Genomic DNA, 9083 nt, shown 5'->3' on the forward strand with positions numbered 1-9083 from the left:
AAGCTAGTCCTCTAGCTTAGATTTGTCTCGCACCGCGCCTTTGTCTGCGCTGGTTGCCAAATTTGCATAAGCTCTTAAGGCAAAAGACACCTCACGCTGACGGTCAACAGGCTTCCAACCTTGCTGATCTTGCTGTTCGCGGCGAGCCGATAGCTCAGCATCAGTCAGTTCTAACGTAATGGAGCGATTGGGGATATCAATGGTGATAATATCGCCATCTTTTACTAATCCCAGCGTGCCGCCGCTGGCCGCTTCCGGAGAAACGTGTCCAATTGATAGGCCTGATGTACCGCCAGAAAAACGACCATCGGTTAGCAGCGCACACGATTTACCCAGCCCCATAGATTTGAGGTAAGTGGTGGGATAGAGCATTTCCTGCATACCAGGCCCCCCTTTAGGGCCTTCGTAGCGGATGACGACGACGTCACCGGCTGTTACTTTGCCACCTAGGATGCCTTCTACCGCGGTATCTTGGCTTTCAAAGACAATCGCTGGTCCCTGAAATGTCAAATTATCTTCATCGACACCTGCGGTTTTGACGATACAGCCGTCGGTAGCAATATTACCTGATAGTACGGCTAAGCCGCCTTCTTGACTGAACGCGTTTTCCTTGGTGCGGATACAGCCATTTTGGCGGTCATCATCCAGACGATCCCATCGACAATCTTGTGAAAAGGCTTTAGTGGTACGGATCCCAGCGGGTCCGGCGCGAAAGAAGCTTAATACATCGGCATCATCGGTCTGCATGATGTCATAGTGAGACAACTGCTCCTTCATCGACATACCCAGCACCGTGTTAGTGTCACTATTGAGCAGGCCTGCGCGATCTAGCTCACCGAGGATCGCCATAACACCACCCGCTCGGTGAACGTCTTCCATATGATATTTTGGTGTCGACGGGGCAACTTTGCACAAATGTGGGACTCGGCGAGACATCTCATCGATATCCGTCATATCAAAGTCGATGTCACCTTCTTGTGCCGCGGCAAGTAAGTGAAGGACCGTATTACTGGAACCTCCCATCGCGATATCCAGCGCCATGGCATTTTCAAAGGCCTGTCGGTTGGCTATGTTGCGGGGTAGTGCGGAATCATCATCTTGCTGATAGTAGCGTTTAGTCAGTTCAACAACCCGTTTCCCTGCATTGATAAACAATTGTTCACGGTCAGCATGAGTGGCAAGCATTGAGCCATTACCTGGTTGAGACAAGCCAAGAGCTTCGGTTAAACAGTTCATTGAGTTGGCGGTAAACATACCGGAGCATGATCCACAGGTTGGGCACGCTGAGCGCTCGATCTGCTCACTTTGCTCGTCAGAAACCGTTGGATCTGCCCCTTGAATCATGGCATCAACCAAATCAAGTTTGATGATTTGATCAGACAGTTTGGTTTTCCCAGCCTCCATAGGACCGCCAGAAACGAAAATCACGGGAATGTTGAGACGCATCGCAGCCATCATCATCCCCGGAGTGATTTTGTCACAGTTAGAAATACACACCATGGCATCTGCGCAGTGAGCATTGACCATGTATTCGACTGAGTCAGCGATCAGCTCACGAGATGGCAAAGAGTAAAGCATGCCTCCGTGACCCATTGCGATGCCATCATCGACGGCAATGGTATTGAATTCTTTGGCGATACCGCCCGCTTTTTCAATTTCACGTGCCACAAGTTGGCCCATGTCTTTGAGGTGTACGTGGCCGGGCACGAACTGAGTAAAAGAATTTACTACAGCAATAATCGGCTTACCAAAATCTTCATCTTTTACACCCGTTGCGCGCCAAAGGGCGCGTGCGCCCGCCATATTGCGACCGTGTGTGGTGGTCGCGGATCTGTATTTAGGCATTTTACTACTTCCTTATTTTGTCGCGTTTGCTGGGTAAACGTAATCTAACCAGCCCCACTTGTCTTCAGTGGTGCCGTTGAACAGGCCAAAGTAAGCTTCCTGAAGCTCTTTGGTTATTGGGCCTCGTTTTCCGCTGCCCACGTCTATTTTATCAATGGTTGCAACAGGAACGACCTCTGCTGCTGTACCTGTCATAAAAACTTCATCCGCTAGGTAAAGCGCTTCACGAGCGATGTTGATCTCACGAACCTCATACCCTTTATCATGTGCAATGGTCATGATGGAGTCGCGTGTGATACCGGGTAAGATGGCGCTGGTGGCGGGAGGGGTCAAGAGAACACCATCTTTGATGACAAAGATGTTCTCACCCGCCCCTTCAGACAGGTAGCCATCGACACTTAAAGCGATACCCTCATCGTAACCATTGCGACGGGCTTCGCCACCGACCAGCAGTGAAGAAAGGTAGTTTCCACCCGCTTTGGCGGCTGTTGGTATGGTGTTAGGTGCGGCACGGTTCCAGCTTGAAATCATGGCATTCACACCATTTTCCAGTGCTTCTTCACCGAGGTAAGAGCCCCATGGAAAGGCGGCGATGATCAAGTCCATTTCTGTACCGACAGGAGGACAAACGCCAAGGCCGACATTACCGACGAAACCCAAGGGGCGAATGTAGGCGCTGTTGAGTTTATTTTCGCGTAATGTTTGACGAGTTGCCTCCATGATCTCATCGACAGAATAGGGAATTGGGAAGCGATAGATTTTTGCAGAGTCTTTTAATCGTTTGGCGTGATCTCGATGGCGAAAGACAATCGGACCTTTTGGAGTGTCATAACAACGCACGCCTTCAAAGACAGAAGTTCCGTAGTGCATGGCGTGAGTCAAGACGTGCACGTTTGCTTCAGCCCAAGGGACGAGTTCGCCATTAAACCAAATGTAATCTGCTGTTTTTGTGGCCATTGCTGCTTTCCTTATTATGCACAAACTTTTTGTTGTAGGTTGTTATTCGGTAGAACATCATGAGGGATTTGTGTGACCTCTACAGTGCGAACATCCCAAAGTTTTTCGATTTGATTGGTGAGAAATGCAATTGGGCGATCACTGTCGACAATGATCTCGACACTGGCAATTTTGCTTTCATGGTTTTGGGTCCCCGCGACTTGCTTAACCACAAAGCCACGATGGCGAACCACCCGAAGAACTCGCTCTAACAACACAGGCTTGTCATCGGCCTTAATGTCTAATAAATATCTTTCCATCTTAGGTGTTCTCCAGCATGTCATTGTTTGAAGCTCCTGGTGGAACGAGTGGCCACACATTTTCTTCTTCATCAATCAGTACATGAAGCAAGTAGGACGTTTTGCTGGCCAGCATTTCCTCAAGGGCAGGCCCGACTTCTTGCTTTGTCGTGATCGTTTTACCCGGAATATCAAATGCTTTTGCTAGCATTATGAAATCTGGGTTATCGTCGAGAATCGTTTCGCTATGGCGGCCATCAAAAAATAATGATTGCCATTGACGAACCATCCCCAAACGTTGGTTGTTCAGTAGAACGATTTTTACAGGAATCTGACGTCGTTTCAGCGTCCCCAGCTCCTGAATGTTCATCATAAAAGACCCGTCACCTGTAATAAGAATAGACTGATCATTCGGACGCGCGACCGCTGCACCCATTGCAGCTGGTAGGCCAAACCCCATTGTGCCCAAACCAGCAGAAGTGATGAAGTTCTGCGGCTCTCGGGGTTGAATATGCTGCGCTGCCCACATCTGATGCTGCCCCACATCGGTTGAAATAATAGAGCTGTCAGGCATCATATCGGATAACTGCTTAAGCAAGCTGGGAGCAAAAATAAGCTCACCTGGGTGATCATAGCGCCATTTAAAACCGCTTCTTAGGCTTTCACTGTGTTTAACCCAAGGCGTGATGTCTTGAGTCAGCTCCAATTGTGGAAGAATGAGGTTTATCTCACCGCGAAGTGGTGCGTGGACATGTCGCAATTTATTGATCTCGGCAGCATCAATATCGATATGGATCACTTTGGCATGTGGGGCAAAAGTGTCTAATTTCCCTGTGACTCTATCGTCAAAGCGAGCTCCAACTGCAATGAGAAGGTCACTTTCTTGTACAACAAGATTGGCCGCTTTTGTGCCGTGCATTCCGAGCATACCAAGATAGTGTGGATCGTGACGTTCAACCGTGCCCAATCCTTTCAATGTGCTAACGGTTGGCATTGGATTGAGGCGTAAAAACTCACGCACTGATTGAGTGGCTTTGCCCAGTTGGACCCCACCTCCAACATACAGTACCGGGCGAGTACTTTGCGAGAGCAACTGTTGTGCAGTACTAACAGCGTCTTGTTGTGCGATAGGCAACGCGGGGGGTGTAAACGGTGGCAGGATTTCAACAGGCGATTGTGCGAGCTGAACATCTTTGGCAATATCGACAATGACGGGGCCAGGACGACCGGCCTTAGCCACTTCGAAGGCCTCTGCCAATGTGTCTGCCAGTTCACGGATATCGGTGACTAGGTAGCTGTGTTTGGTACAAGAAAGAGACATCCCGATAACGTCCATTTCCTGAAAGGCGTCGGTACCGATATGGGAACTCGCAACTTGGCCAGTGATGGCGACTAACGGCACGGAATCCATAAAAGCATCAGCGAGGCCTGTGACCAAATTGGTTGCGCCGGGACCGGAGGTCGCCATACACACAGCGACATCCTGAGTGGATCGCGCCATGCCGATAGCGGCCATTGCAGCACCTTGTTCATGACGGCAGAGAATATGTTCTACTCCGCCATCGTAGAGGGCATCGTAAATGGGCATTATTGCGCCACCCGGATAACCAAAAACGGTTTTTATGCCTTGCTGCTTCAACGCGGCTACGACTAACTCAGCACCTTTCATCGTAACCTCCTCGGCTACTAGCGTAACCTCCTCGGCTACTAGCGTAACCTCCTCGGCTACTAGCGTAGCCTTTTTTTGTTGCTCTGCACATCATGTGCACTCCCGTTATTTTTTGTCAGCTTTATTGGGCTGAGCTTGTTATTTTGACTGTCTGTCGAACGACGAGATGATGGAACTATTGCACTTTTCTCATTGTTCAAGTTGAAAAAAACCCCCGGACTTTTCAGTGCGGGGGTTTTTTTGAATTTGGTGTTTATCTGTCGCCCACCAGCCCCCGTGCGGAATCAATAATGACCACAATAATCAGGACTAGCAGTGTGTTGAAGCGGGCGTTGATATTCATCTCAATTTTTTATGTTGTTTTTGCGCAATCGGATACGAATTTGTCTATGTCCCTAGTGGTAACATATAAATCCGTTACGTGACAAGGAAAAACTCATTCTTTTTTCACATTCCCTCAATCTCTTACCACGGTATATAACATTACTGGTAGAAAAGTGAACGACTTATCAAGAAGATAGTTTAGAACGGGGAGTCTAGGGTGGGTTTAGCAATTGTATATAGCCGAGCGTCGGTGGGGGTTGAAGCGCCCTCAGTCATGGTCGAAGTCCATATTAGTAATGGTATGCCAGGTTTTTGCCTAGTGGGTTTGCCGGAAACGACCGTTAAAGAATCGCGGGACAGAGTACGCAGTGCGATCATTAACTCCCGATTTGAGTTTCCTGCCAAACGAATTACCGTCAATCTTGCGCCTGCCGATCTGCCCAAAGAGGGCGGGCGGTTTGATTTGCCAATCGCTCTGGGCATTTTGGCCGCGTCTGAACAAATACCCATCAGTACATTAGTCGATAGAGAGTTTGTTGGTGAATTAGCCTTATCCGGTGAAATACGCCCTGTAAGAGGTGTACTCCCAGCGGCTTTGGCCGCAAACAAAGCTCAACGGAGTATTGTTGTCCCTCACTCAAACGGTGATCAGGCAGCGTTGGTCTCAAAGCACGACCACAAATCGGCAGCCAGTTTACTTGAGGTATGTGCGGATATGTTCGGCCAACAAGCACTGGGTCTACATCAAAACCCAGCCCGTCAAAAAGCCATTGAGAATGACCGTGATCTTCAGGATATTATTGGGCAGCAGCAAGGGAAAAGAGCATTGGAGATTGCAGCTGCGGGTAATCATAATCTCTTATTTCTAGGCCCGCCCGGAACGGGAAAAACGATGCTGGCTTCCCGACTGCGGGATTTGCTTCCTGAAATGAATGAGAAGGAAGCGATTGAAACGGCCTCAGTCGCCTCTTTGACTCAGCAGGAAATTAGTGAACACAACTGGAAACAAAGGCCGTTTCGTGCCCCGCATCATTCGAGTTCAATGGCGGCTTTGGTTGGGGGTGGGACGATACCTCGTCCAGGTGAGATTTCTCTCGCGCACAACGGATTATTGTTTCTCGATGAAATGCCAGAGTTTGAGAGAAAAGTACTTGATTCCCTGAGAGAACCGCTAGAATCTGGAGAAATAATCATCTCCCGAGCACAGGGAAAAACGTGTTTTCCCGCCCGCTTTCAGTTAGTCGGAGCACTGAATCCAAGCCCGACTGGCTATTATGAGGGCAATCAGTCTCGGGCTAATCCACAAATGATCTTGCGTTACTTGAGTCGTCTCTCTGGCCCTTTGTTGGATCGTTTTGATATGTCGATCGAAATCCCTGCTCTGCCGAAAGGAACGCTGGCACAAGGCGGTGATAGAGGGGAGTCGACAGCTGCAGTAAAACAGAGAGTATTACGGGCTCGAGATAGTATGAATGATAGGTCGAATAAAAGTAATGCTTTATTGAACAGCCGTGAAATCGAGATCTATTGCCCGTTGCAACAAGATGACGCGTTATTTTTGGAAACCGCTCTCCATCAACTGGGCTTATCAATAAGAGCTTATCATCGTATTATTAAAGTGGCGCGAACGATTGCTGATCTCGATGGGCAAGAGCACATCGCACGGCGACATCTTGCAGAGGCCTTAGGGTATCGTGCGATGGATAGATTGCTGAAACAACTAACCGCTCAAGCCATTTAAACGTTTATTGGCCAAGCTTTCTTTGTTGTTAAAATTGGTAGTTCATACCAACAGAGAACAAGTACTGCTTTTGATCGTAGAAGTCGATGTTTGCTTCTGTGCGACCAAAGCCAGCGAACGAAATGAGTGACCAATTTTTCCAACCCATAAACTGCTGATATTCATAGGCCGCGAAGAAACTGAGTTCATCTTCTTCAAGCGTTTTACCGTAAATGGGGTTAGTGGCATCGTATGAACGTTCGATATAGCTAGCGGTCAGAGCATATTGATGACGGTCGAATGTTTTAATATAAGACAGCTCACCCCCAAGAGACGTGAGAGAATTGGCTTCTCCGTCAGCATCAGTTTTGATGTAAGTCAGTGATGGTTGAATCAGTGATGTTTTGTTAAGGGGTTGGCGATAGCTGCCTTTAACATAGATGGAAGTGCTGTCACGTTTTAGGGCGTTAACTTGCTCAGTGGTTAGGCCCGTGTTCGATGTCCCTGATTGTTCGTTATCCACATCTCTGGTGGCGTAAGCGGTATCTAAACTGAATCTGGAACCCATGATGTCATTGAATTGCAGTCGAAATGCGTTGCCTGCTTCATCTGTTTCCTGACGAGTCTGAGAGGTCAAAAATGGGTCTGACCAAGTTTCTCCGGACATGACGGTGGGCAAGACCGATGCACTGATCACCATTCCGGAATCAAGCTGTTGTTTGTATCCAAGTTCCAGTACAACCGTGCCGACGGCGATGTCTTCTCGCGCCATACCAAGGTAAACCTGTTTATCTAAATCTGTGCCAAAGGTGTAGGCGAGGCTTCCAAGAGGTAAGAATAATCCGCTGCTTTCTGAGGATGCTTCCTGATTGACATTGGTAATGGTTTTGTCACCATCGGTATTAAAATTGGAGGTAGATGAAGCTATTCCTGCGCTTAGCGAGACTTCGCCACTGAACCCTACGTGCTCTGCTAACTGAGCCATGGCAGGTAAGGTAACAAAAGAAAAAGAGAGGGCGGTTGCTACCAGAGAGAGTCTTGTTTTCATTTTTCTAATCCTTTTTATGAAACAGAGTGTATATTTTTCTTCGTCGGTATTGTATCAGAACTAATCCGACCATCGTCAGAGAGGCGACAAAACTTGGCCATAACGATTCCAATGTGGTCATGGGCTTGTATAATCACATGCTGTTTTATTATTCATAAATGAAATTTTGTGAATTCTATCCGGGATCTCATTAGTAACATTATGTCTGCATACCTACTTTTTATCTTAAACGTGGCCTTGGTCCTGATGAATTTGGCTTTTTGCTCGATCGCCATCTGTCTTGCTGCTGTGTGTAAAGCCGTGATGCCGGGCAGGCGTTTGAAAGCCAAAAGTACAGCAATGGCGAATAAAATGATGTGGTTATGGGCGACGGTGAATCTGGGTATCCTTTCAATGTCTAATCGTATCGAATGGGACATTGAAGGCGGTGAAGGTTTGTCCAAAGAGGGTTGGTACTTATTACTTAGCAACCACATCAGTTGGACAGATATTGTCGTGATATGTAGCGTGTTTAAAGACCGGATACCTATGCCAAAGTTTTTCCTCAAGCAACAGCTGCTCTATGTCCCTTTCATTGGGATGGCGTGCTGGGCATTAGATATGCCTTTTATGCGCCGCTATTCTCGAGAGTATTTGCTTCGTCATCCTGAAAAACGTGGACAGGACCTATCAACGACACGTCGTTCATGTGCTAAATTTCAACATACGCCAACCACGGTGGTTAATTATGTTGAAGGCACGCGCTTCTCTGAAGAGAAGCAGAGTAAAAGCAATGCGGAGTATCAGTACTTATTACAGCCCAAGTCGGGAGGCATCGCTTATACTTTGGCTGCCATGGGAGAACAATTTGATAGCATTATTGACGTCACGTTAGCGTATCCACAGAACACCCATAAACCGTTCCGTGATATGTTGATGGGTAGGATGACGAAAATTGTAGTCCGTACAAACGTTATACCGGTCGATGAAACTGTTCGTGGCGATTACTTTAATGATAAGCCTTATAAACGCCGATTCCAGCAATGGCTTACAGAGATTTGGCAAATGAAAGATGAGCGACTTAAGCAAATACATCGCGCAAATAAGTGCGGTAGACCTCGAGAATAAAGGGAGCATTGGCTCTAATGCCGTTCACTTAAGATGAGCGGCATTGTTCTTTCTAGGGTATCTACTTGGCTTTTTCTTTACGACTCTAGGGAAGGATCTTTGCCGTCTTGGTTCTAGGATTAAGCTCTCGCTCAT

The 9083-nt window shown here is 47.7% G+C and carries 7 protein-coding genes; 2 read left to right on the forward strand and 5 right to left on the reverse strand.

Annotated features, from left to right (window positions below):
* Positions 1 to 3: 3 nt before the first annotated feature.
* Genes ilvD through ilvG form a run of 4 tightly spaced genes read right to left on the reverse strand, consistent with a single transcriptional unit; the run spans position 4 to position 4749 of the window.
* The gene (ilvD, locus tag HLM86_RS18735; protein WP_076590470.1) at positions 4 to 1845 is read right to left on the reverse strand and encodes a dihydroxy-acid dehydratase; all 1842 of its coding nucleotides are present in this window, start codon (positions 1843 to 1845) and stop codon (positions 4 to 6) included.
* A 12-nt stretch (positions 1846 to 1857) separates the two neighbouring features.
* Complete coding sequence (ilvE, locus tag HLM86_RS18740; protein WP_076590469.1) at positions 1858 to 2802, reverse strand: branched-chain-amino-acid transaminase; 945 nt, start codon at positions 2800 to 2802, stop codon at positions 1858 to 1860.
* A gap of 14 nt (positions 2803 to 2816) precedes the next feature.
* Positions 2817 to 3101, reverse strand: coding sequence for an acetolactate synthase 2 small subunit (gene ilvM, locus HLM86_RS18745; RefSeq protein WP_076590468.1), 285 nt, complete (start codon positions 3099 to 3101; stop codon positions 2817 to 2819).
* Between the two features lies 1 nt (position 3102).
* Positions 3103 to 4749 (reverse strand): acetolactate synthase 2 catalytic subunit, encoded by a 1647-nt coding sequence (gene ilvG, locus HLM86_RS18750; protein WP_076590467.1) that lies wholly within the window; start codon positions 4747 to 4749, stop codon positions 3103 to 3105.
* A gap of 541 nt (positions 4750 to 5290) precedes the next feature.
* On the opposite strand from ilvG, the gene HLM86_RS18755 reads away from it, so the two are divergent.
* Positions 5291 to 6814, forward strand: a complete 1524-nt coding sequence (locus HLM86_RS18755; protein ID WP_170883697.1) for a YifB family Mg chelatase-like AAA ATPase — start codon at positions 5291 to 5293, stop codon at positions 6812 to 6814.
* Between the two features lie 28 nt (positions 6815 to 6842).
* On the opposite strand, the gene HLM86_RS18760 is transcribed toward HLM86_RS18755, so the two are convergent.
* The gene (locus HLM86_RS18760) at positions 6843 to 7841 is read right to left on the reverse strand and encodes a DUF2860 domain-containing protein (protein WP_170883696.1); all 999 of its coding nucleotides are present in this window, start codon (positions 7839 to 7841) and stop codon (positions 6843 to 6845) included.
* 201 nt (positions 7842 to 8042) lie between these two features.
* On the opposite strand from HLM86_RS18760, the gene yihG reads away from it, so the two are divergent.
* The gene (gene yihG, locus HLM86_RS18765) at positions 8043 to 8948 is read left to right on the forward strand and encodes a 1-acylglycerol-3-phosphate O-acyltransferase, YihG family (RefSeq protein ID WP_170883717.1); all 906 of its coding nucleotides are present in this window, start codon (positions 8043 to 8045) and stop codon (positions 8946 to 8948) included.
* The last annotated feature ends 135 nt before the right edge of the window (positions 8949 to 9083 follow it).

Origin of the sequence: Vibrio ostreicida (genome assembly GCF_013074385.2) — a bacterium.
Lineage (GTDB): Bacteria > Pseudomonadota > Gammaproteobacteria > Enterobacterales > Vibrionaceae > Vibrio > Vibrio ostreicida.